Raw genomic sequence first — 23,172 nt, forward strand, 5'->3', positions numbered from 1 at the left:
AGCCCCGAATATGCAACTCACAAGAGCATGCGTCCAGTAGATCTTTGATCTATCTCTGCGATTGATTCCCACAGGGTCCAGCGTACAATGACATTAATTATGACCTCAACACGCAAGGGGAAACCATGAGCGATCTCATTCTGATGACGAGTGACGACAGTTTTGAAACGGACGTACTGAGTAACGACCTGCCGGTACTGGTAGATTTTTGGGCTGAATGGTGTGGCCCCTGTAAAATGATTGCTCCTGTGCTGGAAGAAATTGCGGAAGAATTCAAGGGTCAGCTGAAAATTGCCAAACTGAATATCGACCAGAACGAAGCAACAGCACCCAAATACGGTATCCGCAGCATTCCGACCCTGATCCTGTTCAAGGGCGGAAACGTTGAAGCGACCAAGATTGGCGCCATGAGCAAATCCGAACTGACGGCCTTTATCCAGCAAGCTCTGTAAGTATTCACCCTGCTTGCAACACCCAAAAGGTGCCACCGCACCTTTTGGGCTGGACACCCCCATATATTGAGTCTATAGTTTCTTTACGCCTTGGGTTCTCCAAAGCATTTCTCCTCTTGATATCGTTTCAAGCTCCGCCCCAACACCCACTAAATTGCACTTATCTTTCCCTATGAATCTTTCCGACCTTAAATTGAAAGCCGTTCCCGAACTCCTTGATATCGCCAAGGAAATGAATCTCGAGAATGTGAGTCGTACCCGTAAACAGGATATTATCTTTGCCATTCTCAAGCATCATGCCAAGAGCGGGGAAGATATTTATGGTGATGGGGTATTGGAAATCCTGCAGGATGGTTTTGGCTTTTTAAGAAGCTCCAGTAGCTCTTATCTTGCCGGTCCTGATGATATTTATGTTTCACCCAGCCAGATTCGCCGTTTTAATCTGCGCAAGGGTGACAAGATTTCAGGAAAAATCCGTCCCCCTAAAGATGGCGAACGTTATTTTGCGATGTTAAAAGTCGCCGAAATCAACGACGACAAACCTGAAAACGCCAAATCCAAGATTCTGTTTGAAAACCTCACCCCGCTCTTCCCTGACCATCGCTTCTTTCTGGAACAAGGCAATGGCTCGACCGAAGACCTTTCTTCCCGCGTACTGGATCTGGTAGCCCCGATTGGTAAAGGACAGCGCGGTCTGATTGTTGCGCCGCCCAAAGCCGGTAAAACCATGCTGCTGCAGACCATCGCCCAGTCCATCACCCGGAATAACCCGGAATGTGATGTGATTGTGCTGCTGATTGACGAGCGGCCGGAAGAAGTGACCGAGATGAAACGCTCGGTTCGTGGTGAAGTCGTCGCATCAACCTTCGATGAGCCTCCTGCGCGTCACGTCCAGGTCGCCGAAATGGTGATCGAAAAAGCCAAGCGTCTGGTTGAACACAAACGTGACGTGGTGATTCTGCTCGACTCGGTCACCCGTCTGGCACGGGCCTACAACACCGTAGTACCCAGCTCCGGCAAGGTACTGACCGGTGGTGTTGATGCCAACGCACTGGAAAAGCCAAAACGTTTCTTCGGCTCCGCCCGTAACGTTGAAGAAGGCGGCTCCCTGACGATTATCGCCACCGCACTGGTAGACACTGGCTCCAAAATGGACGAAGTGATTTACGAAGAGTTCAAGGGTACTGGTAACCAGGAGCTGCATCTGGATCGCAAGATCGCGGAAAAGCGGATTTACCCTGCGATCAATATCCGCCGTTCCGGCACCCGTCGCGAAGACATCATGTTTGATGAATCGTCCCTGCAACGTCTGTGGATTCTGCGCAAACTGCTCACAGAAATGGAAGACGTACAGTCGATTGAATTCCTGCTTGGCAAGCTGAGCCAAACCAAGACCAACGATGAATTCTTCGATTCCATGCGTGGCGGCAAGTAATGTTTATGCGCTAAATATCCGCTCAGACCATGTTTGAGCGGATAACAAAAAGCACCGTTCGGTTGATTTTTATCCGTTAAGTGCTTTGTCTGAATGATCGAACACAAAAAATCCAGAACTCACACCGGGTTCTGGATTTTTTTTATGCTTTGAATTCAAGTGCACTTTCGTCAATACCATTGAGCTTGTTCAGCACACCTCACTGAATCAATTTCTTCACTCTCTGACTGGCAAGCCCTTTCGCTCGTCACCAAAATGCGCGGGGTGCTCTCGGGTCCATCGCCGCAACGCTATTTTTTCCAGCAACGAGGCATAGACCTCGGCACATTCAGGACGGGATTCCAGTACCCCGGAAAGTTGGCAAACCAAGGTAAGTGCCGAACTGCGGCTAATCAGCGGCAAATTGGCCAGAGCCGCTGCAAATGCCTTGTTTGCTTCCTCTTCATTTTCCTTTTGCCAGTAGCAGTATAAACATGTCGAAACCGACCGCCCCCTAACTGTCAGCGACAATTTTCTTGAACCGCCTACTCCTGCTTGCTGACACATTGAACAGCCCTTCCAAGCTGCTCGATGTGTCACAATTCTGGCACACATGGAACCGTCAACGCCTGAGAAAAAAGCGACCTGCAGCACCGGCCCGCCAATCCCGCTATACTTCGCGCTGCTTTGAAAATCGAACCTGGATCTTTTCCTTATGCTGCTCGAATCCATAGGCCAACGCCTTGCAGAAGAACTCAACATCCGCCCGCAACAGGTCTCCGCCGCCGTTACCTTGCTGGATGAAGGTGCTACGGTGCCGTTTATCTCCCGCTACCGGAAAGAAGTCACCGGCGCACTGGACGACACCCAGCTGCGGAATCTGGAAGAGCGGTTGCGCTATCTGCGCGAGATGGAAGATCGTCGCGGCAGTATCCTGAAAAGCATTGAAGAGCAGGGCAAGCTGACCACCGAGTTAAAACGCGACATCCTCACTGCCGATACCAAAACCCGGCTTGAAGACTTGTACTTGCCCTACAAGAAAAAACGCCGCACCAAGGGCCAAGTCGCCATTGAAGCTGGGCTGGAACCACTCGCCGAACGCCTGCTGCAAGACCCGACCCTGACGCCAGAATCCGAAGCCACAGGCTTTATCAATGCCGAGCAGGGCGTGGAAGATACCAAGGCCGCGCTGGATGGAGCCAAATACATCCTGATGGAGCGGTTTGCCGAAGATGCCAACCTGCTGGCCAAACTACGCCAGTTTCTCAAGCAAGAAGCGACCTTGTCTGTCCGGGTTATCCCCGGCAAGGAAGCCGAAGGCAGCAAGTTTGCCGACTACTTTGAACACGACGAAGCGTTAAAAAGCGTGCCGAGTCACCGTGCGCTGGCGATTCTGCGGGGTCGTAACGAAGGCATACTGGGTTTCTCACTGGTGACACAAGCCGAGCTGGCAGACAAACAAGCAGGCAGTCCGTGCGAAGCCATGATTGCGGGGCACTTCCGCCTCAAAAATGAAAGCCGGGCCGCAGATCGTTGGCTCGCCGAAGTCGTCAAGTGGACCTGGCGCATCAAGCTGTTGACGCATCTGGAAACCGAACTGGTCGGGCAGTTGCGGGAAAGTGCCGAAGAAGGGGCCATCAAGGTCTTTGCTGACAACCTGAAAGACTTGCTGCTTTCCGCCCCCGCTGGCGCCAAAAACACCATGGGTCTCGACCCTGGTTTGCGTACCGGCGTAAAAGTTGCCGTGGTCGACAGTACCGGCAAGGTGCTCGACCACAGCACGATTTACTGCACGCCGCCGCAGAACAAATTTGCTGAATCGGAAGCGGTACTGAGAGTCATGATCGCCAAACACGGCGTGCAACTGATTGCCATTGGCAACGGCACTGGCAGCCGTGAAACCGACAAGTTTGTCGGCGATATGCTGAAAAAGATCAATCCGGCGCTGGATGCCAACCAGAAAGTGCAAAAAATCATGGTCAACGAAGCCGGTGCCTCGGTGTATTCGGCATCAGAGCTGGCAGCAAAAGAATTTCCGGATCTCGACGTCACCATTCGTGGCGCCGTTTCTATTGCCCGACGTCTGCAAGATCCACTGGCAGAACTGGTGAAAATCGAACCCAAGTCCATTGGGGTTGGCCAGTACCAGCACGACGTCAACCAGAGTCAGCTGGCCCGTTCATTGGATGCCGTAGTAGAAGATTGTGTGAACTCGGTCGGCGTCGACCTGAATACCGCCTCTGTCCCGTTGCTGAGCCGCATCTCTGGTTTGAACAGTACCCTGGCTAACAATATTGTCGCCTTTCGTGACGAAAACGGCGCCTTTACCAGCCGTAAGGAATTGGCCAAGGTGCCACGACTGGGGGCCAAAACCTTCGAACAGGCGGCCGGTTTCCTGCGTATTATGAACGGCAGCAACCCTCTCGACGCCTCCGCCGTACACCCCGAGTCGTATCCGCTGGTGAATAACATCGCCAAGCAGTTCGGCAAGGATATCGGCAGCCTGGTCGGTGACCACGCGTTTCTCAAATCGGTTAATGCCGAGCAGTTTGTCAGCGAGCAGGCCGGATTAATCACAGTAAAAGATATTCTTTCCGAACTGGAGAAACCGGGTCGTGACCCGCGCCCGGAGTTCCGCTTTGCCGAATTCCAGGAGGGTGTCGAAAAAATTTCCGACCTGAAACCCAATATGGTGCTCGAAGGCGTGATCACCAATGTTGCTGCGTTTGGTGCCTTTGTGGATATCGGCGTGCATCAGGATGGACTGGTGCATATTTCCGCGCTGTCTGACAGCTATATCAAAGACCCGCGCGATGTCGTCAAAGCCGGTGATATCGTCAAGGTAAAAGTCATGGAAGTCGACCCCAACCGCAAACGTATCGGTCTGTCAATGCGGCTGAGCGACGACGCCAATGAAAAAGCCGCCGAACAGGCAAACCGGGGGCAACGCAACGGTGGTAATAAACGTGGCGGTGGCAGCAATCAGACCTCGTTTGGCGACAAACAGCCACAAGGCCAGGGCGCCATGGCCGGGGCACTGGCAGCGGCTTTGTCCAACGCCAAAAAGAAATAAGTTGAAACGATCAACACCCCGCATGTAACGCGGGGTGTTACTGCCCCTATTCAGGGCCTATATGCTTTCTCGCCATGACATTGAGTCGCCGTGTCCCGATAGTCAATGACACTCCGACCGACAACAACCCCAGCGTCAGCCAGGAAAATCCATCCCACCAGCCATTACCAATCAGTGCCGCAAAAATCCCCGCTAACGCCATCATATTAACCAGCAGCGGCCAGCGATAAATTTCCCAGCCAGAGCGTAATCTTCCGGGGTTGTTCATACGCTGTCTCCATGGGGTGGTTCTTGCTGCTGTGCTGCAGCGTCGTATATTTCCTCGACTCGTTTTGCGCCCTTGCGGCCACGGGCCAGCCACAGATACACCCCGGATCCCAACACGACGATGGTTATAAGATCCAGCACTGCCCAGATAATTTTAAGTGGCAACCCACCATAATCGCCAAAGTGCAATGGCACTGACAGGTTCACCATGGTCAGGTACCAGGGTGTGTTCTTGATATCCTCCAACTGGCCAGTCTCCGCATCCACAATCGCCAGCTTGATCAGGCGTTCCGTCAGTGGCGTATTACCTCTCAAGGCCACGGTATAGTGGTGCGGTGTCGCGTATGGACTACCAGGCATCGACATAAAAGAGATATCCGCATCCGGCACGTTGGTGAACACCGCATCTCGAATCCTGTCCGGGCCGACCACCGTGGCTGTTAGGGCAGTACCTTGATATTCCGCAGCAATCTCGGCCAATTGGCCATGTTTCCACAACAAACTGAGCGGCTGAACCAGCGTCAGTATGATACCGGTCACTCCGACGATCATGACCCAACTGGTCGTCACCATGCCTGTCGTATTATGAATATCGAGCCATTGGATGCGAGGCCCCCGTTCACGCCGTACTGCGCTAAAGGGCAAGCGGCGCATATAAGGTGCATAGACCACCAGGCCACTGATGACAGAAACCGCAAACAGCACTCCCATCAAACCCAGGAACAAGGCTCCCGGTAGTCCCGCCAGCAAGCTGCCATGCAAATCAAGCAGAAAGAACATGATGCCTTCATTGGGAGAGCGGGCCAGCAAACGCTTGCCAGTACGTCGGTCAAACGTAAGAAAATACGCCGTGCCTTCACTGACGTTCATACTTTCACCCATGACGGCACGTATGATCGGCTGCTCGTCATCCCAGACCAAAAACACCAATTCCCAACCCGGCTTTGCCATCTTTGATTGCTCAACAATGTCGTTGAGACTGGCAGACGAGTTCCCCTGCACCGCTCCGATAAACTCCGGTTTGTGAGTCAACTGATCAATTTCACTGTGAAAAATCAGTGGTAGCCCGGTAATACACAGCAGCAACATAAACAGCATGCATATCAGGCTGGACCACTTGTGAACCAAATACCAACGCCTGACCGTTCGCCCAGTTAATGTCATAGCGCCACCTAAAACCCAAACTCAACGCCGGCCAACAGCGTTCTGGGTTGCAATAAGGTCGCGGAATCATCGGCGGCGGTGTCGCCCGTCAGTATCGAGACTTCGCTGTCGTTATCGAGCAGATTCTTACCGCTGAGGAACAGCCGGGTTTGCTTGATCGCGTAACTGACTTGAGCGTTGACGACGGCGTACGGATCGACCTTGCCACGCGGCGTATTGGTCGCATCCGAGTAGTACGCATCGGTATACAGCACGCTGAGTGTCAGTTCGAGACCATCGTATGGTGTCGCCAGTACACCAGTGTCCAGAGAGTAGGCCGGGGAACGTGCCAGCTGATTGCCCTCAACCGTATCGTCGTCGTAACGGTCGACCCGCGTCTTCAGCAAGCCCAGGTTCAGATACACTTCATTCCCTTCCGATAAATAGTAGTCCATGCCCGCTTCCAGGCCCCAGGTGGTTGCCTTGTCGGCATTACGAATTACCGTCGAACCGGAGGCGAGATTGAACGGCAGTTGCATATCGCTGAAGCGGTTATAAAAAACGTTGGCCGTAACGCCCATCCGCTGATCCATCAGCTGCCCACGCATAAAGCCTTCGTAATTCCAGATGTATTCCGGGTCATAACTGTAATCTACAAATGGCGAACTGAGCGTAATTCCGGCACCACCGCCGTTGTATCCTCGACCGGCAGAGAGTCCCAGCGTCCAAAGTTCGTCGGGGTAAAAGCTGACGCTGATCTTTGGCAAAAATTCTTTGTACTCATCCTCGAAGTCAATCAGCAACGGGCCAGCGCCACCGACCCGGTAGCGGGATTCTTCTTCGTAACGAGCGCCCAGTATCAATGCCATTGCCTCACTGATGCGCCAGTTCAGTTCACCCAAAACGGCATCATTATCCGTTTCATCGCGGAAAGTACCGCCGCCGAACAGATCAATATATTCATCCTGCTCGCTGCGAAACACATAGGCCGCAAGAAAACCGGAGACAGTGTCATACGCGGCATCACCAATACGCAGCATGGGCTGAAAGACCTTCTCCACGCCATCAATCTCCAGGTTACCCTGGCCCGTCAAAGCATGGCGGTCGGTGTGGAAGTCAGTGGTTTGAAGAGCAACATCCAGCGCGATCAGATCCGACACTTGCCACTGGCTATCGAGCACCCCGTAAACGTTACGGGAATGAAATGTCGGCTGATTGGGAAATTCAGCTTCACGTTCTTCAAACGGTCGCACAACTCGCTCGGACTGAGGAGCGCGACCATCTGTCACACCTGCCGTCAGCAGGGTACGAAAACCCTCAACAGGTACAAATAGCAGCTTGCCTCGCAGCGTTTGGGTTCGATAGCGATCCGGTTCGTCCTCTTCCGCATACGGGGTAAAATCCACCGCTGTTTTATGCTGCTGAGAGTCACCCGCCAAACGAAAAGCCAGCGTGTCACCCAGCAGCGGACCAGACACCACGAATGAACCGCCACGATGCTGCTGTTGACCGACCATGGCGCGAACTTTTCCTTGCCATTCAAACGAGGGATCTGCGGTTGTCATTACAACCGCACCCGCAATAGAGTTACGCCCCTGAAGCGTGCTCTGAGGCCCCCGGTAGACCTCGACCTGATCGATATCCCACAAACTCGCAGACTGGAAAACCGACTCATTAAAACCGAGTGTACGTCCATCCACCTGATAGGTCAGGCGCGGTCGGGTGCCGGCCAGAAAGGCATTGGCGCCAGACGCTGGCCCGGTACCATCAATACCACGCACGGCCGGAGCATCGTTACCCGGCTCAACGGTTACGATATTGGGAATATGTTCCAGCAAATCGCCAGACATCTGCACCCCCGCCATACTGTCCAGATCCTCTCCTGTCTTGGCCAACACACTGGACGCCGTTTCACTCAGGGGGCGACTGGTTTTCTCTCCCCTCACCACGATTTCTTCAATGAGCACAATCCGGTTATCTTCTATCTGCTGGCCAGATTCTGCCAAAGATGCAACAGATGTGGTTGCCACCACAGCACTGCCCAGCCACACCAGCGGGTTGATCTTCAGGTTCACGACGATTCTCCTGGCTTGATTACATTGTCAGTTGGTTATGGGATACGTGACCTTCAATAGTTGCAATTGAAAATCCTTCGTATTAATAGTAGCGTTACAACCAACTCCGACCACTCCAAAAAGGACACTTGGCAAGGTCATCACGACAAACTGAAGACGCCATGACGAACTGGTCGAACCACCGCGATAAGCTTTACCAACAACTCAACTCCCTTGGCGAGGGCAGCAACACACTGATTTCCAATCCGTCTGGTTCAGTCGTTATCAGCCAGGCCAGCTACGGGGCATTTTCAGGAATCGGCCGCGACCGGCCCTATGCCGTATTTATGTTATGCGTTGGGGGTGGTGGGCGAACGGTCAGGAAAAACAACAGCGTCCTGCTAGACGATGTCTGGCAACCAGGCAGAGCGGGCTTTGCCTTGCCGGAAAGCGCTGCCGAAGGTTTCACCCCCGCCATGGACACATTGGCTATCGCCTTTGATATCGACGATATTCCCGCCTGCCACAGTGGCTCGATCAACCCGGAAGAATTGCGCCCGGCTACCCGACAACTGTTGGATGACACCCTGCTGACGGAACTGATGCTGGCCCTGCTACGCAACGCCGAATGCCATGGCGCAGCATCGGCCTTTTTCGACCATGGGGTATCGTTGCTGATCTACCGGTTAACCCAGCTACTGCAGAGTCAGCGCTACCCGACGCGCATAACAGCCAGTAATTGCGGAAAACTGGAGGCCGCAATGGCAATGATGGATACCCGGCTGGACGGTGACCTGCGAGTCACGGAGTTGGCTCATGCCTGCGGTCTGGATGCCAAAACCTTCACCCGCACCTTCAAGCGCCAAACCGGTTACACCCCTTATCAGTACCTGACGTTTCAACGAATGAAACTGGCTCGGCTGCTCTTATTGAATGACACGACGGTCACTGAAACAGCCCTGAGGGTGGGCTATTCCAACCCAGCCAAATTCGCCGCTGCGTTCAGGCACTGGGTCGGCATTCTCCCCAATCAGTGGAAAAATTCACACAACCAATAGGGGACATCTATTTAATCCGGTGCCCGCTTTGGGCTTTCGGATGGTTTCGGATGGTTTCGGATGGTTTCGGATGGTTTCGGATGGTTTCGGATGGTTTCGGATGGTTTCGAATATAGCCAGCGAAATAGCTCCGTCTCGCCAAAGCCAGGTTCTCAGCGCTGGGAGCATAGGCCACAAAAATAACTGGCTTTGTTCAGCAAACACCCGCCGTGAAGATGTGTCGAAAAATCAAATTGTGCATGACCCCGCCCACAAATCATCAGCGCCGGGGGATCATCGATACCCCGCAGTGGAAAAGTGATTTTCCGGGCGACTAAAAGACCCCCGTACTACAGCAGCGAAGTTTCTTTTATACTCCGCCAACATTTGTTCTGAATCGAGACGACCTTGGCGACAACAACCCTTCCTCATACTTTCCGAGATGCAGCCTATCGTGACGCATTGGCTCTGCTGCAAAACCCGCAACACGCAGCCCTGCTGACCCGGTTACAGCGCGGTATCGAGAAGGAAGGTTTGCGTTGCAATAACGACGGCGTGATCAGCCAAAAGTCCCATCCCAAAGGTCTCGGTTCGACCCTGACGCACCCGAGTATCACCACCGATTACTCTGAAGCCTTGCTGGAATTTATTACTCCGGTCTACCGCAGCGGCCATGAAGCGATCGCCTGCCTGGATATCGCACACCGCTTTGCCTTCAGCCAGATGGATGCCGAACTGATCTGGCCCAGCTCCATGCCCTGTATTCTGGAGGGCGAGATGAGCATACCGATTGCGACCTATGGCAGCTCCAATCTGGGTCAGCTCAAGCATGTCTATCGTCATGGCTTGTGGCACCGCTATGGCCGCACCATGCAATGTATTGCCGGGATCCATTACAACTTCTCGCTCCCTGACGAACTCTGGCCAATCCTGAAAGCACTGGATAACCGGCCCGACGAATCCATGCAGTCTTTTATCTCACGACGCTATTTCGGCCTGATCCGTAACTTCCGCCGGTACTCCTGGTTATTATTGTACCTGTTTGGCGCGTCACCAGCGGTCAGCAGCAGCTTCCTCGCCGGACGAGAACACAACCTCGACACCTTGCATCAGCACACGCTGTACAAGCCCTACGCTACCTCCTTGCGGATGAGTGACCTGGGCTATCAGAACAATGCCCAGTCCAGCTTGCGGGTGTGTTACAACAGCGTCGACGACTACGTCGCGACACTCGGCGATGCCATTCATGTTCAGGTCGACGAGTACGAAAAGCTGGGAGTACGAAACAACGACGGCGTATACCAGCAGCTCAATACCCACTTGCTGCAAATCGAGAACGAGTTCTACAGCGATATCCGCCCGAAACGGATCGCTCGCCAGGGTGAAAAACCGCTGGAAGCACTGGACAAATTTGGCGTGGAATACATCGAAGTGCGGAATACCGACCTGAACCCCTTTATGCCCGTTGGCATCGATGTGCCACAAACGGCCTTTATGGATCTGTTCCTGTGCTACTGCCTGCTGCAATCCAGTGATGCCATTGCCGACAACGAATATCAGGATATCCAGACCAATCAGCAACGCACTGTGATGCGTGGTCGGGAGCCAGGGCTGACACTGATTTGCCAAGGCGAGGAGCGCAGTCTGCAGCAATGGGGACTGGCTCTACTGGATGACATGCAAACACTGGCGCAACAAATGGACGCCGCCAACCACCACAGCTTTCACATCGACACACTCGGTCAACAAGGGTTGAAACTGACGGATCCGTCGCACACACCGTCGGCACAAGTACTGGCGGCACTGCAGGAGCAAGGACTGGAGTTCAGCGAATTTACCCTGCAACAGGCCAGGCAACACCGTAAAGCCCTGTCACAACCACTGGCAGCCGAGGTTAACCGTCACTGGCAAGCTCTGGCGCGCCAGTCGCTGGACGAACAGGCCCGGATTGAAGCCAGTGATACCCTCTCGTTCGAAGACTTCCTTGCCGATTACCTGAAACGCTGAGCATCAATCAGAGGATCAGCGTTCAGCCAACCAGAATTGAAACAAGACGATGACAATGGTGTTTGTGGTTCAAAACCGTGGGGCATCCCCTCAGTTCTGAACCACAAACGTATTAAAAAACAGATCGTCGACATAAGGCATCCCTTCCAGGGTTTGCAAGGTAACCCGCACCGCTTCCAGCGCCTGCTTGCGCAGTATTTCACGCCCTTGGGACGTATTCACTGCGTCAGATTCCTGTCCACTGAGCAAAAATACCAACGTATTACGCAGATAAGGCTTGTGCTGACTGACCTTGCCCGCCGCTTCCTTCGATGACACCTTGAGCGCAATCTCGGTGCGTAAATAACGTATACGGCCACTGCTGCCAAAATTGATCACCAGCGCTGGCTCAAAATAAATGTACTGGGTTGCTGGCACCGCGTCCTGCTCATCTTCAGCATACGCCTGAGAACCTGCCAATATCCCGATAAACAACAAAAACCCGACCAGACGGAACATTTTTCACTCCCCGCTGACTGACATCCGCCATCGCGGCCACTTTGAATTGAAGAACCTCTGAAACAAGCTTAGCAGGCCCTGCTGCAAACGCAGGTTTTGCACCGCCACGATCGGGTTCCCGTACAAAAGGCTGTGATACACTCGCCCATCATCACGATTTCGCATAAGGCAAACCCATGAGCCCGAGATTATTGCGTTTTGGCTATCTGGCCGGATTTCTGACCTGTGCTGCCCTGCTTGGCGCAGCCTATTATTTTGAAATTGTGCTCTACATGGAGCCCTGTCCGCTCTGTATGGTGCAGCGCCTGGCAACCCTGCTAATCGGCATTGGCTGCTTGCTGGCATTTATTTTTGATGGTTTTCGCTGGATGTCGCGCCTGGCACTGGCGCTGACTACCGGGTCTGCCATTTTTGGTGCCGTTGTTGCTGACCATCACATCTGGATTCAGCATCTGCCGCCAGAAGACGTGCCGGCCTGTGGCCCCAGCTTTGATTACCTGCTTGAAACCCTGCCCATGAACGAATTGATCAGCATCATGCTGCATGGCGACGGCAACTGCGCCGATGTGTCCTGGATGTTCTGGGACATGAGCATGCCGGAATGGACTCGTCTGTTCTTTATTGCCTTTGCCATCGCGGGTCTGATTGCGCTGATCAGCAGCTGGCGTCGCGGTGATCGGAAGTCCTGACCAACAAGCAGATACTCGCCAGATTGCAAGCGGCAAATGTTAAAAAAGCCGCTTGCACAGGGGTTTTAACCTTGCCTATATTGATCACGCCAGCTCTGGCTTTTAACGCCAGCAGAGGCTGTTCTCTGTCCTGTTGTTAACACAGGGGACAGACTCACGACCAAAGACAGGAGTGCCATATGCTAGAACAAGTCAACACTGCCAAAGAACGCTGGGGTGGCGTCCATAAAATGATCGACAGCTGGCTGAATGAACGCCAGGCGCTGATCGTCCAGTTTTGTCATCTTTCCACCGCCAAACCGCTGTGCCATGAAGAAACACCACTGGCCGAATTGCTGCAGAATTTTTGCCAGGGGATGATGGACTATTGCTCCGCCGGGCATTTTGAGATTTACGAGCGATTGATGGTCGAGGCCCGCGAATACGCCGACGGCGGTCTGGAATTTGCCCAGCAGGTCGTGCCAAATCTGGATAAACTGACCACTCAGTGTGTCGACTTCAACGACAGCTACGATCGTTCCTGTGATCTGGAGCAGCTGACCAAACTGTCAGAAGACCTGTCGCGTCTGGGCGAAGTACTGGAAGAACGTTTCCAGCTGGAAGACCAGCTGATTGAACGGCTGCACACCGCGCATCGTGAGCTGGTCACCGAGTAATCCCTATACCGCTTCGAAACCCACGACCGGTTTCGAAGCACCCGCCCGACTATCCTCGTCTACACTTCTCTCCAGCTGCCTCTTATTCAGCCGTCCCTGCGCAACCTCGGTTTCGCTCTGTGTGACTTCCGGCACCACTGCAATTGCCGGTCAGGAGATGGATCATGCCTTGTTTGAAAACCAGTGCCCGGCTGGTCACCAGTACCCTTTGTTGCCTGTTACTGACAGGTTGTTTACCAGGTGGTGATGCGCCGGAATCCACTGCCACGGTCGCCAACCAGGGAGTCTATTCCGCAACCTTCAGTCAGGATGGCCAATGGCTGATGGTGGGCAGCATCCATAACGGCGGCAGCCTCTGGAGTTTGTGGCCACCGGAACGCCATTTTGACTGGAACCACCGCGAAGGCAGCAATACCGGCGTACTGGCCAGCGCCTTTTCCGCCGACCAGCACTTTGTTGCCAGCGCCGACAATCGCACCATCGTCCTCTGGCAACGCCAGACCGGCGAAGCCGTCAGCTTCTGGAACACCCCTGGTGATATTGAAGACCTGGCCCTCAGCAGTGACGGGCGCTACGCCTTGCTGGCGATGCGAGACTACACCGCCACCCTGTTTGACATCCAGAACGGCGGTATTCGCCAGCGCCTGCAGCACGATGGCGCGGTATTTGATGTCGACCTGGATGGTAGTGATCAGCTCGCCGCCAGTGCCAGCGACGATCTTACGGCCCGGATCTGGCAACTGGAAACCGGCAAGGAACTGCTGCGCCTTGCCCACGGCAATCAGGTGCGTACCGTCAGCCTGAGCCGCGATGGCCGCTGGCTGTTCAGCTCGGCGCTGAGGGAAACCGGCAAGTTATGGGAAGTATCCTCAGGGCAACTGCAAATCGAGCTGCCCAAACCGGCGGGCTATTATGCTTGCGCCCGCTTTTCGGCCGATGGATCACAACTGCTGACCGGCAGTAGTGATGGCCTGGTCAGTCTGTGGCACACCACCGATGGCACCCTACTCCGCCAATGGCGTATCACCGGCAATAGCGTCTGGAATCAGCCCCGAGTCCTGGTTGAAGACGTTGCCTTCGGCAGCAGCCACTATCTGGCGGTGGGCACCAACGGCCAGGTCTATCAGCTGCAATAACCCACATCAGCCCAGCTTCTCTGGCTGCTGCCGTCAACTGTTTTGGCAATGGCGGCAGATTGTCAGGCCTTAACGCGTCATTTGTTCCAACTGGTTATTCCGCTCGTTCAGCATTTCCTGCACCGCTTTGGCGTCATTCAGTGTTTGCTCGGCAGCCTTGGGGTTAAACAGGGCTTCCAGGCCCGGTTTTACCCTGTCGGGATCGTCCGTTGCAGCCAGTCCCTTTTTTTTAGTGTTGTCGTCCGCTTCCGGTTTAGGGACGCTAGTTGGTGCCAGAATATTGGCAGCGGTATCCACATGCACCGGTATCGCATTAATGCCCTCAGGTACTTCATCACCAAAATGCCAGATACCATCGGGGTCTTGCCATTTGTAATAGATTTGCCGTGTTGCGGCCGTCGACAGCGTCGAATCCACTTGTTCAACAAACGCCATCAATGGCTTGCCGTCCGGGCCTTTGAGAAAGTAAGGTGCTATGAATGCTCCGGCCAACAGTAATGCCAGCGGAATCAGAATTCTGGCTTTTAACATTTGATCATCCCTTGATACGCTTATTTTTTGTTGATTGTAGCCTATGCTTCAGAGCATCTGTGTCTGCAGGTACTACCCGATTTAACCCGAAACCCGGTATTCCGGACACCTGCACGACGTTCAGAAGAGGGAGAAAAGACCGTGGCCCATGCCTCCGCAACGGGAAGTGATTCTGCGACAAATGCCACCCGATCGCCAAGCAAGGATGCCGGTGTTCGGGTAATTCGTCACGAAAAGCCGTTTCGGGTGCTGATAGCCAATGCCAAGGGCGGCTGTGGTAAAACGACGCTGGCAACCAATCTGGCCAGTTTTTTTGCCGCCCGACAGCTGCCTACCGCGCTGATCGATTACGATCCCCAGGCGTCGGCCACTGACTGGCTCGCAGCACGGGATCGAGCGCTTCCCGACATTACCGGTGTCAGTGCCACTCGGCGGAGCCAGACCCAGGGCACTCGCAGCTGGGAAATGCGAGTACCCAGCAACACCGCCATGATTGTGATTGATACTCCGGCCGGACTGACAGGTAATGCCCTCAGCGACCGCATCCGGCACAGCGATGCGGTGATCATACCAGTGCTGCCATCGGCTATCGATATTCGCGCTGCGACGACATTTATTCGGGATGTCATGCTGTCACCAAGTTTTCGGCAATCACCTAGAGCAATCGCGGTGGTCGCCAACCGAACCCGAAAGAACACCCTGGTTTACACCAAGCTGACGTTGTTTCTGAAGAGTCTCGGCATCCCCTTTATTACCACCCTGAGGGATACCCAACGCTATGTGAGAACCAGCGAACTGGGGCAGGGAATCATCGACGACCAGCAGGTCGAAACCCAGGATCTGGCACACTGGGACGCCTTGCTGGCATGGCTGGACGACACCCGCGCCCGAGTCGAGTTCTGTCGTCGACTGACGCGCTAACAGCGCCGCCACACGCCGGATTGCCAGCGGCAGGTGAGTTACACCAGTTCGAGATAAACCTCCAGTGCGTCGATCAGTGGTTCGGGCGACTCATCATGCGGATCGATTCGCGGCAACCCCGGCACCCACGCCAGATTTTCCATCACACAATCGGCCAGACTTTCATCTTCTGGACAGTCATCGGCAACGTCGTCCAGCAAAGAAAACAGACCAGCAAGACCGAACTGTTCCGCTTCCAGCTCCAGGTCTTTGACTCGCTGACGAAAACTGCCAGCAAAACGGTTGCTGTCCTGCTCTCGCGGCAGCGTGATGCGTATATTCCGCAACGGCCGAATAACGCTGTCACGCCAGCCTACATAGCCGGTCAACGCCTGTTGGAACGGCTCATCTTCTGGCCAAGCGCGCCAGTCACTGGCCAGCCATAATGCCGCTAGCACCAGCAGTACATCGACCCCCTCATCCTGAAGCTCAAGCAACCGCTGCTCAACGCTGTTCACCTGGTAAAACCGCTGGGCGAATTGCCACAGTGGGTTGTCCAGGGATTCTGTGGCACACTGCGCCGCCATTGCCGCTACCTTTAGTCACTTGTCGAATATGATCGAATTTAATCAGGTTTCCCTGCAAAGGGGTACGCAAACCCTGTTGAAAAATGCCAGCCTGCGTATCCATGATGGCCAGAAACTGGCACTGATCGGCCCTAACGGAGCTGGCAAGTCCAGTCTGTTTGCACTACTGAATGCCGAATTGACGGTGGATGGTGGAGATCTGGAGGTTCCCGGCAAGTGGCGAATTTCTCATATGGCGCAAGAAGTGGTTGCCAGCGAGCGCAGCGCACTGGATTACGCGATTGACGGCGACAAGCCCTATCGCACTATCGAGGCTGGCATCGCCAACGCCACCGATGATAACCAGCTGACCCTCTGGCTCGACCGCATGGATCAGCACAAGGGCTACGAAGTTCCCGTCAAGGCCGAGCAACTGCTGCATGGCCTGGGCTTCAGCCAAACCGATTTGCAGCGTGCGGTGAAAGACTTTTCCGGGGGCTGGCGTATTCGGCTGAATCTGGCGCAGGCATTGATGATGCCATCCGACCTGCTATTACTCGACGAGCCAACCAACCACCTTGATCTCGAAGCGACGCTGTGGCTCGAAGGGTATTTGCGCAAATACCCCGGCACGCTGTTGTTTATCTCTCATGATCGTGACTTTATCGACGGTGTCGCCGACCATATTGTCCATCTGCATGAGCAGAAGCTGACACTTTATCCGGGGAACTACAGCGCCTACGAACGTTTGCGGGCAGAAAAGCTGGCCCAGCAACAGACCCTGTTCGAGAAGCAGCAAACCCGTGTTGAAGAGATCGAAAAATTTGTCGCCCGCTTCCGCGCCAAGGCATCCAAGGCCAAGCAGGCCCAAAGCCGTTTGAAAGAACTGCAACGTATGGAGCTGATTGCACCGGCCCACGTCGACTCGCCGTTCCGGTTTGAATTCCCCTGTCACGAACAGATGTCCAGTCCGCTGCTGACCTTGAAGCAGGCCGACCTGGGTTATCACCAGCCCAGTAGTGACCGGATACTGCTCCCCGGCGTTAACTTGTCCATCGTACCAGGTCACCGTATCGGTTTACTTGGCCCGAACGGAGCCGGTAAGTCGACCCTGTTAAAAACCCTGTGCGAAGAAATTCCGCTGCTCAACGGCGAACGTACCCGTGGCGAGCACCTGCACATCGGTTATTTTGCCCAGCACCAGCTCGAATCCCTCGATACCTCAGCCTCCGGCATGTTGATCCTGCAACGGCTGAAGCCCAAGGCCAGCGAGCAGTCGATTCGCAACTTTCTCGGCGGCTTCGGGTTTCATGGCGAGCGCGCACTGGAAGTGATCGAACCCTTCTCCGGTGGTGAAAAAGCTCGTATGGCATTGGCCTGCGTCGCCTGGATGAAGCCCAACCTGCTGATTCTGGATGAACCGACCAACCACCTCGATATCGAGATGCGCGAAGCCCTGACCCTGGCGCTGCAGAATTTTCCCGGTGCCATCCTCATCGTCAGTCACGATCGCCACCTGCTCAAGGCCAGTGTCGACGAATACTGGCTGGTCGATCATGGCAAGGTGCAGGAATTTGACGGTGACCTGGACGATTATCATCAATACCTCAACAACCGTGGCCAATGGGGTGCTGCCCATGTCGACCCTGGCAGCACTGACGGCCACAGCGCGAACGCCACGACCAATGCCGTTGACCGCAAGGAACAGAAGCGCCTGGATGCTGAACGCCGCCAACGCCTGGCACCGTTGCGCAAACAACAGCAAGCCGCAGAAAAACAAATGGAAAAGCTGCAAGGTCTGCTTAACGCCGTAGAAGAAAAACTCGCCGATAGCAGTCTCTACGAAGACGCCCGCAAGGACGATCTGAAACAGCGGTTAGCCGAACAGACTGACACCAAAGCCAAACTGGAAGACATCGAAATGGTTTGGATGGAGCTGACTGAGCAACTGGAAAGCAGCGACTGATCAGACGCCTGCGTACTGGACGGCCCGCTGCTGATTGCTCAGAAATTCAGCATGCCGTCTTTGATTTCACTATGAACGCCGTAACGCTGATAAATTTTATCAGCCCAAAGCCGGGCAATATGCTCAAACGTACCGTCTTGTTGCATCTCTCGGGCAGCCGACTGCCATTGCTCAACCATCTCGTTGGTGGTGCCCCAGCGTGACATCATGATGTATACCTCAGATCGACGCACCGTCAGCAAGGGTTCAAAAGCTAACAGTGGCAAGCTAAGGTTGGCACACACATCGGCCAGGCCAAGCGGCTCGTAGAACAGTGCATCAATTCGATGGTGATAGAGTTTCTTGACGTTGTGCTCATGTCGCGACACCTCGTTCAGATTCAAAAACTGGTGCTGCTGCAAATATTCAGCGCGGATATCACCTCGTACCACGCCAATCGCTGCCAGTCCCTTGAAGTCCTCCAGCGACTCCAGCGTCAAACCCGAGTCCTTGCGACCATAAAGCACCCAGGATTTACTCAATACCGGGGCAATCAGATGAAAATTCAGTTCCCGTAGCGGTGTTTTTGAAAAACCGAACAGCACGACATTAGCCTGTTCCTGCGCCAGCTCCAATGCCCGCTGCTCCGGTACAATACGAATCGTATTGTCATTGCCGGTACGCCGCTGGATTTCACGAACAATATCCGTCACATAGCCACTGATGCGGCCATCCGAATCGGTATAGCTGGCCGGAGGCTCCTCTACGGCCAGCAGCTGCAAGGCCTCAGCGGCCATTACCCACGAGGCCGCTGTCAGCAACACCACCAGGGTCAGCCCATAAACACAGCCGCCAATCCAGTAGCACCAGGAAATCCTCCCCCACAATGGACTGCCACTCAAAAACAAACGCATTGTTAACCGCCAGTTATTAATCATTTTATTGAACGCAAGACCCGGAGATTTCCGCAATATCCCGTCGCAGAGACGTGCAGAGTCTTCCGACAGCCATTCACACCGCCTCCAGCACCTTACGGCACTAACACCGCCACCTCTGCCGCAAGCCGGGCGACCGTTCCCCGGCTATGCCGAACCTTGTTTTGTCCGGCGTAACCCATTTGCTGCCGCTGCTGCGGATCGTCCAGCAATCGCGCCACATCCGTCACCAACGAAGAGGATGTTGTCAGCTGTAATGCCTTTTCGGCTTCCAGCTCATCCACCACGGCCTGAAAATTAAAATAATGAGGCCCCATGAGTACCGGCTTGCCCAATGCAGCGGGTTCGATCGGGTTATGGCCACCTCGCGGCACCAGACTCCCCCCCATCACCACAACATCCGCTGCCGCCAGTAGCAGCAGCATTTCACCCATAGAGTCCGCCAGATAAATCTGACAACCATTGCCGGACTCCTGCCGGCTGCGACGGGCCACAATAAAGCTTTCGTCCAGACAGGTTTGTGCTACCGGGTCAAATCGCTCCGGATGTCGGGGCACCAGCACCAGCAACAGCTGCGGCCAGCGTTGCATCCATTGTCGAGCTGCAGCCATCAACAGCGCTTCTTCGCCCTCATGACTGGATGCCAGCAGCACAACTGGGCGATCAGCTCCCCAGCCTTGACGTAAATCGTGAGCCTGATCCTCAATACTCGTAGGCACCACCACGTCATATTTGAGACTGCCACACACCGTCAGCCGCGCGGGGGGCAAACCCAGATCCAGAAAGCGCTGGCCATCCACCTCATTCTGTACCGCCACACGGGTCAAACGCTGCAACATAGGACGGGTCAGCGCAGCCAGGCGAGCATAGCCTCGCGCCGAGCGTGCCGACAGCCGGGCATTCGCCAGCAAGGCTGGAATCCGGCGTTGCTGGCAGCATGCCAGCAAATTCGGCCATAATTCTGTTTCCATCACCACCAGACAGACAGGCTTGACCCGACGGCAAAACAGCCACCAGCACAGCGGTAGGTCGTAGGGCATAAAACTGCGCTTAACCCGGTTGCCGAACAAACGTTCGACCTGTGCCGCTCCGGTCGGTGTGGTACTGGTTATCCAGATAGTGCGATCCGGATAATCCTGTAACAGCTGCTCAATCAGCGGTGCCGCCGCCAGCGTCTCACCGACAGAAACCGCATGAATCCAAATAGCGCCAGGCTGGGTCTGAGCGATCACCCAGCCCAACCGTTCGCCAACACGCTGGCGATAGCCCGGATTTTGTCGCCCGCGCCACCAGATGCGACAGAGCAGAGCAGGCATTATCAGGGTCAGTAAAAAAGTATAGGCAAGCCGCGCCACAAGTGAGTTCTCTCGCTGGAACAAGGCGGAGAATGGTAGCACAACAAGCCATTGTGCTAGACTCGGCCCTCCTTTTTCAGCGCGTTAATAACGATGGATACCAAAGTTCCCGACTACCACCAGGCCAACGTGCTTGTGTTTGGTGACGTCATGCTGGATCGCTACTGGCAAGGTCCGACTTCCCGTATTTCTCCAGAAGCCCCTGTGCCCGTGGTCAGGATCCAGGACAGTGAAAACCGTGCCGGTGGTGCTGGTAACGTTGCCCTCAACATTGCCACGCTTGGCGCCCATGTTGAGCTGCTGGGGATTACCGGCAACGACGACAATGGCCGCCAGTTATCCGGCTTGTTACAGCAGGCCGGGGTGAGTTGTTATTTTCTCGAACACGCCAGTCACCCGACCATCACCAAGCTGCGTATCATCAGCCGTCAGCAGCAGTTGATCCGGCTTGATTTTGAAGAAGCTTTTCATGCCACCGATATAACGACACTGGTCGAGACCTATGACCAGCAGATCAGCCAGGCCAACGTCGTGGTGCTGTCAGACTATGGCAAAGGTGCCCTGAACAACCCGCAACGGCTGATTGAATCCGCCCGCCGCGCCAACACCCCGGTATTGGTCGACCCCAAGGGCACCGATTTTGAACGTTATCGTGGCGCCAGCCTGATTACCCCCAACCTAGGCGAATTTGAAGCCGTGGTGGGTCACTGCCCGGATGACGAGACACTGGTGGCCAAAGGTCGAGCCCTGATCGACACCTACGCGCTGGGCGCCATCCTGATTACTCGCAGCGAAAAAGGCATGACGCTGATTTGCAGGGATCAGCAGCCGTTCCACCTACCAACCCGCGCCCGTGAAGTCTTTGACGTCACTGGCGCTGGCGATACCGTCATTTCGGTGCTGGCGGCCTCACTGGCCGCTGGCTGCAACCTCCAGCAAGCCACGATTCTGGCCAACACTGGCGCCGGTATCGTGGTTGGCAAGCTCGGCACCGCGACCGTCACCACAGAAGAGTTGCGCGCCGAGTTACGCAGCGAAAGCCACCAGGGAGCCGGCATGTTTGACGAAGACAGCCTCGCTATACTGGTTGAAGAGGCCCGCTCACGTGGCGAAACCCTGGTGATGACCAACGGTTGCTTCGATATCTTGCATCCGGGCCATGTGCAGTATCTCAAGGAAGCCAAGGCCCTCGGCGACCGGCTGCTGGTCGCGGTCAACGCCGATGATTCCGTCAGCCGTCTGAAAGGCCCGAGTCGGCCGATCAATCCGATTGATCACCGAATGGCGGTGCTCGCCGGACTGGAAAGTGTCGATTGGGTCGTGCCCTTTGCCGAAGACACCCCTGAGCGCCTGATTTGTCGCCTGTTACCGGATATTCTGGTGAAGGGTGGAGACTATAGCGTTGACCAGATTGCCGGTGGACGCTGTGTTCAGGACAACGGCGGCGAGGTCATCATCCTCAGCTTCAAAGACAACTGCTCTACCAGTGCCATCGTCAAACGTATCCAGAATTCCGAGGAGAACAAGGCATGATCATTGTTACCGGCGGCGCCGGTTTTATTGGTGCCAACATTGTCAAAACCCTGAACGAACAGGGCCGCAGTGACATTATTGTGGTCGACGACCTCAGCGACGGCAAAAAATTCTACAACCTGGCCGACTGCGACATTGCCGACTACCTCGACAAGGATGATTTTATCCAGCGAGTACAGCGAGATGACGGCCTGCTGGATAATGTTGAGGTTATTTTTCACGAAGGTGCTTGCTCCGAAACCACCGAGTGGAACGGCAAGTACATGATGGAGAACAATTACGAATACTCCAAAATCCTGCTGCATGCCTGCCTCGAAAAACGCATTCCCTACCTCTATGCCTCCAGTGCCGCCGTCTATGGTGGCAGTGCGGTCTTCAAGGAAGAACGCAGTTTCGAGCAGCCACTGAATGTGTATGGTTACTCCAAGTGGCAGTTCGACCAGTACGTACGCCAACTGCGTAGCAGCTCACCGGCGCTGTTTCAGAGCCAGGTCGTTGGCTTCCGTTATTTCAACGTCTATGGCCCGCGCGAACAACACAAGGGATCCATGGCATCCGTCGCCTTCCATTTTAATAACCAGATTCAGGCCAGCGGGCTCTGCAAGCTGTTTGCTGGCTGTGATGGTTATGCCGATGGCGAGCAGCGCCGCGACTTTGTGTTTGTGGGTGATGTTGTCAAGGTCAACCTGTGGTTCTGGGCCAACCCGGAGAAAAGTGGCATTTTTAACCTGGGAACAGGTCAATGCCAGAGCTTTAATGACGTTGCCGATGCCGTGATCACCTGGCATGGCGAACAGGGCAACAGCGCCCGCAAGGAATACATGCCGTTTCCGGATCACCTCAAGGGTGCTTACCAAAGCTTTACCGAAGCGGATATAGGTGCCCTGCGCAGCGTCGGCTACGACCACTCCTTTGCCGATGTCAAAACCGGTGTCTATGCCTATATGAACTGGCTCGACCAGCACTGAGTGTATTACCCAC

21 protein-coding genes are annotated in these 23,172 nt (G+C 54.7%); 12 read left to right on the plus strand and 9 right to left on the minus strand.

The window, feature by feature from the left end; translation table 11 throughout:
- The first annotated feature begins 125 nt into the window (after positions 1 to 125).
- Positions 126 to 452, plus strand: coding sequence for a thioredoxin TrxA (gene trxA / locus SOJ49_RS19300; RefSeq protein ID WP_369856096.1), 327 nt, complete (start codon positions 126 to 128; stop codon positions 450 to 452).
- 172 nt (positions 453 to 624) lie between these two features.
- Positions 625 to 1,887, plus strand: a complete 1,263-nt coding sequence (gene rho, locus SOJ49_RS19305; protein WP_369856097.1) for a transcription termination factor Rho — start codon at positions 625 to 627, stop codon at positions 1,885 to 1,887.
- 216 nt (positions 1,888 to 2,103) lie between these two features.
- On the opposite strand, the gene SOJ49_RS19310 is transcribed toward rho, so the two are convergent.
- Complete coding sequence (locus tag SOJ49_RS19310; RefSeq protein ID WP_369856098.1) at positions 2,104 to 2,598, minus strand: hypothetical protein; 495 nt, start codon at positions 2,596 to 2,598, stop codon at positions 2,104 to 2,106.
- Here SOJ49_RS19310 and SOJ49_RS19315 point away from each other — a divergent pair.
- Complete coding sequence (locus SOJ49_RS19315; RefSeq protein ID WP_369856099.1) at positions 2,582 to 4,939, plus strand: Tex family protein; 2,358 nt, start codon at positions 2,582 to 2,584, stop codon at positions 4,937 to 4,939. The genes SOJ49_RS19310 and SOJ49_RS19315 overlap by 17 nt on opposite strands.
- Before the next feature lie 46 nt (positions 4,940 to 4,985).
- On the opposite strand, the gene SOJ49_RS19320 is transcribed toward SOJ49_RS19315, so the two are convergent.
- The 3 genes from SOJ49_RS19320 to SOJ49_RS19330 are packed head-to-tail and all read right to left on the minus strand — an operon-like array spanning position 4,986 to position 8,424.
- Positions 4,986 to 5,207, minus strand: coding sequence for a hypothetical protein (locus SOJ49_RS19320; protein WP_369856100.1), 222 nt, complete (start codon positions 5,205 to 5,207; stop codon positions 4,986 to 4,988).
- Positions 5,204 to 6,334 (minus strand): PepSY-associated TM helix domain-containing protein, encoded by a 1,131-nt coding sequence (locus SOJ49_RS19325; RefSeq protein WP_369856101.1) that lies wholly within the window; start codon positions 6,332 to 6,334, stop codon positions 5,204 to 5,206. The genes SOJ49_RS19320 and SOJ49_RS19325 overlap by 4 nt, the downstream gene beginning before the upstream one ends.
- A 44-nt stretch (positions 6,335 to 6,378) precedes the next feature.
- On the minus strand, positions 6,379 to 8,424 hold the full coding sequence (locus tag SOJ49_RS19330; protein WP_369856102.1) for a TonB-dependent receptor: 2,046 nt from the start codon (positions 8,422 to 8,424) through the stop codon (positions 6,379 to 6,381).
- 161 nt (positions 8,425 to 8,585) lie between these two features.
- On the opposite strand from SOJ49_RS19330, the gene SOJ49_RS19335 reads away from it, so the two are divergent.
- Together SOJ49_RS19335 and gshA are read left to right on the plus strand one after the other, a co-directional pair.
- Entirely contained in the window at positions 8,586 to 9,461 is an 876-nt protein-coding gene (locus SOJ49_RS19335; RefSeq protein ID WP_369856103.1) for a helix-turn-helix domain-containing protein, read from the plus strand.
- Positions 9,462 to 9,848: 387 nt separating this feature from the next.
- Positions 9,849 to 11,447, plus strand: a complete 1,599-nt coding sequence (gene gshA, locus SOJ49_RS19340; protein WP_369856104.1) for a glutamate--cysteine ligase — start codon at positions 9,849 to 9,851, stop codon at positions 11,445 to 11,447.
- Between the two features lie 90 nt (positions 11,448 to 11,537).
- On the opposite strand, the gene SOJ49_RS19345 is transcribed toward gshA, so the two are convergent.
- Positions 11,538 to 11,945, minus strand: coding sequence for a flagellar basal body-associated FliL family protein (locus tag SOJ49_RS19345; RefSeq protein ID WP_369856105.1), 408 nt, complete (start codon positions 11,943 to 11,945; stop codon positions 11,538 to 11,540).
- Positions 11,946 to 12,121: 176 nt separating this feature from the next.
- Between SOJ49_RS19345 and SOJ49_RS19350 the strand changes: the two genes are divergently transcribed.
- The 3 genes from SOJ49_RS19350 (at position 12,122) to SOJ49_RS19360 (ending at position 14,426) form a co-directional block, all read left to right on the plus strand.
- A complete protein-coding gene (locus SOJ49_RS19350; RefSeq protein ID WP_369856106.1) occupies positions 12,122 to 12,634 on the plus strand; it encodes a disulfide bond formation protein B in 513 nt (170 codons plus the stop codon).
- A 179-nt stretch (positions 12,635 to 12,813) separates the two neighbouring features.
- A complete protein-coding gene (rsd, locus tag SOJ49_RS19355; protein ID WP_369856107.1) occupies positions 12,814 to 13,290 on the plus strand; it encodes a sigma D regulator in 477 nt (158 codons plus the stop codon).
- A gap of 164 nt (positions 13,291 to 13,454) precedes the next feature.
- Positions 13,455 to 14,426, plus strand: coding sequence for a WD40 repeat domain-containing protein (locus tag SOJ49_RS19360; protein ID WP_369856108.1), 972 nt, complete (start codon positions 13,455 to 13,457; stop codon positions 14,424 to 14,426).
- 69 nt (positions 14,427 to 14,495) lie between these two features.
- On the opposite strand, the gene SOJ49_RS19365 is transcribed toward SOJ49_RS19360, so the two are convergent.
- Complete coding sequence (locus SOJ49_RS19365) at positions 14,496 to 14,957, minus strand: DUF4124 domain-containing protein (protein ID WP_369856109.1); 462 nt, start codon at positions 14,955 to 14,957, stop codon at positions 14,496 to 14,498.
- 141 nt (positions 14,958 to 15,098) lie between these two features.
- Here SOJ49_RS19365 and SOJ49_RS19370 point away from each other — a divergent pair, with 141 nt between their 5' ends.
- On the plus strand, positions 15,099 to 15,878 hold the full coding sequence (locus SOJ49_RS19370) for an AAA family ATPase (protein WP_369856110.1): 780 nt from the start codon (positions 15,099 to 15,101) through the stop codon (positions 15,876 to 15,878).
- 38 nt (positions 15,879 to 15,916) lie between these two features.
- Here SOJ49_RS19370 and SOJ49_RS19375 read toward each other — a convergent pair whose 3' ends face one another.
- A complete protein-coding gene (locus SOJ49_RS19375) occupies positions 15,917 to 16,444 on the minus strand; it encodes a TIGR02444 family protein (RefSeq protein WP_369856111.1) in 528 nt (175 codons plus the stop codon).
- 28 nt (positions 16,445 to 16,472) lie between these two features.
- Here SOJ49_RS19375 and SOJ49_RS19380 point away from each other — a divergent pair, with 28 nt between their 5' ends.
- Entirely contained in the window at positions 16,473 to 18,389 is a 1,917-nt protein-coding gene (locus SOJ49_RS19380; RefSeq protein ID WP_369858092.1) for an ATP-binding cassette domain-containing protein, read from the plus strand.
- Positions 18,390 to 18,427: 38 nt separating this feature from the next.
- Here the strand turns inward: SOJ49_RS19380 and SOJ49_RS19385 are convergent, their stop codons facing one another.
- Positions 18,428 to 19,282 (minus strand): substrate-binding periplasmic protein, encoded by an 855-nt coding sequence (locus SOJ49_RS19385; protein ID WP_369856112.1) that lies wholly within the window; start codon positions 19,280 to 19,282, stop codon positions 18,428 to 18,430.
- Positions 19,283 to 19,398: 116 nt separating this feature from the next.
- Positions 19,399 to 20,619 (minus strand): lipid IV(A) 3-deoxy-D-manno-octulosonic acid transferase, encoded by a 1,221-nt coding sequence (gene waaA / locus SOJ49_RS19390; protein ID WP_369856113.1) that lies wholly within the window; start codon positions 20,617 to 20,619, stop codon positions 19,399 to 19,401.
- Between the two features lie 132 nt (positions 20,620 to 20,751).
- Here waaA and hldE point away from each other — a divergent pair, with 132 nt between their 5' ends.
- Both hldE and rfaD read left to right on the plus strand, forming a co-directional pair.
- The gene (gene hldE, locus SOJ49_RS19395; protein WP_369856114.1) at positions 20,752 to 22,191 is read left to right on the plus strand and encodes a bifunctional D-glycero-beta-D-manno-heptose-7-phosphate kinase/D-glycero-beta-D-manno-heptose 1-phosphate adenylyltransferase HldE; all 1,440 of its coding nucleotides are present in this window, start codon (positions 20,752 to 20,754) and stop codon (positions 22,189 to 22,191) included.
- Positions 22,188 to 23,159, plus strand: a complete 972-nt coding sequence (gene rfaD / locus SOJ49_RS19400; RefSeq protein ID WP_369856115.1) for an ADP-glyceromanno-heptose 6-epimerase — start codon at positions 22,188 to 22,190, stop codon at positions 23,157 to 23,159. Before hldE ends, rfaD begins: the two co-directional genes overlap by 4 nt.
- The last annotated feature ends 13 nt before the right edge of the window (positions 23,160 to 23,172 follow it).

Origin of the sequence: Candidatus Thalassolituus haligoni (assembly GCF_041222825.1) — a bacterium.
GTDB classification, from domain to species: domain Bacteria; phylum Pseudomonadota; class Gammaproteobacteria; order Pseudomonadales; family Oceanobacteraceae; genus Oceanobacter; species Oceanobacter antarcticus.